Annotated in this window: 3 protein-coding genes; all 3 read right to left on the reverse strand. The window is 45.7% G+C overall.

Going from position 1 to position 1,266, the window contains the following annotated elements; all coding sequences use genetic code 11:
• Positions 1-101 precede the first annotated feature (101 nt).
• On the reverse strand, positions 102-638 hold the full coding sequence (locus PX482_RS24210; RefSeq protein WP_002762685.1) for an MgtC/SapB family protein: 537 nt from the start codon (positions 636-638) through the stop codon (positions 102-104).
• A 76-nt stretch (positions 639-714) separates the two neighbouring features.
• A complete protein-coding gene (locus PX482_RS24215) occupies positions 715-849 on the reverse strand; it encodes a hypothetical protein (protein ID WP_262382309.1) in 135 nt (44 codons plus the stop codon).
• 15 nt (positions 850-864) lie between these two features.
• The coding region (locus PX482_RS24220; RefSeq protein WP_288123136.1) for a pyridoxal-phosphate dependent enzyme at positions 865-1,266 on the reverse strand (402 nt) is incomplete at its 5' end.

Here is a 1,266-nt window from a genome sequence, read left to right on the forward strand (position 1 = left end):
GACCAATAAATTGCAGAAAAAACATAATCTTTTCGAGGTAAAAGCCAGTAAAGAAAAGCTTTTGCCCTCTCAAGAAAAATTAATTTTTATCACTTTTTTTATTAATGAGATGCTGAATTATCCGATGGATTTATTTCTTGATTAATCGTAGATATTTTCTTACGACCTTTAATATATTTGCCTAAAGATTTATTTTTCTTAAGTCGTTTAATGCCACTTAAAGTGCACAGAGAGAATAGAGTTCCCACCAGAACCATCTGCCATAAACCGCAACCAGAAGCCGCGCCTAATCCTGCCGCTAACCAGATAGTCGCCGCCGAAGTCAAACCTTTCACTTGTACCTTATTTAGTTCCCGATGGGATTGTTGTAGGATGATTCCCGCCCCTAAAAAACCGACACCAGAAGCGACCCCTTGAATAGTGCGACTGAGGGCATTAGAAGACGCATAACCCACATCTCCTTCCGCTTGTAGGGGAATCATCACGAACATGGCAGCTCCGAGACTAACGATGATAAAAGTTCTCAATCCAGCAGGACGACCGCCTCGCTGTCGGTTATAACCAATCAGACAGCCGACGGCCATAGCCATACTCAGCCGAAAAATAATCGTTTGCCAATCTTCCGAGTCAAAAAACATTGCTTAACCCATCAAATGAGATAAAAACTTCGCCTAACCAATCAAGGCCTTTTCCAGATGCCGCTTTAAATCGTTCCTATTCTCGATCCCAATCGATAATCCTAGTAAAGCCGGTGTTACAGGTGGAAGTGGAATAAATGGGAACCGTTACCGCCCCATGGCTAGAGTCTGGTTCTTGCCCCCCATGAATCGCCCTCGTTGCAAATTCCATCAATTTACTGTCCTATTAGTCGATATCTTCGAGGTCTTTAAACAGGGCCGTGCTGAGGTAACGTTCCCCAAAACTAGGCTGAATCATGACGATTAATTTATCTTCGTTTTCGGGTCTTTTGCCCACCTGAATTGCCGCCCATAAAGCGGCCCCAGCCGAAATGCCCGATAGTAGTCCCTCCTGACGAGCTAACCGTCGTGCGTAGGCGAAAGCCTCTGTATCATCGACGACAATCACCTCATCGATTAATTCCGGTCGGAAAATTGCCGGGATAAAACCGGCCCCGATGCCTTGGATTTTGTGCGGCCCGGGTGGTCCTCCCGATAAGACGGGACTATTAGAGGGTTCAACTGCGATCGCTTGAAATTGGGGACGACGGGGTTTAATGGTTTCGGCAATACCGGTAATGGTTCCCCC

The organism is Microcystis sp. M53602_WE12 (assembly GCF_030065455.1).
In the GTDB taxonomy this organism is placed as follows: domain Bacteria; phylum Cyanobacteriota; class Cyanobacteriia; order Cyanobacteriales; family Microcystaceae; genus Microcystis; species Microcystis aeruginosa.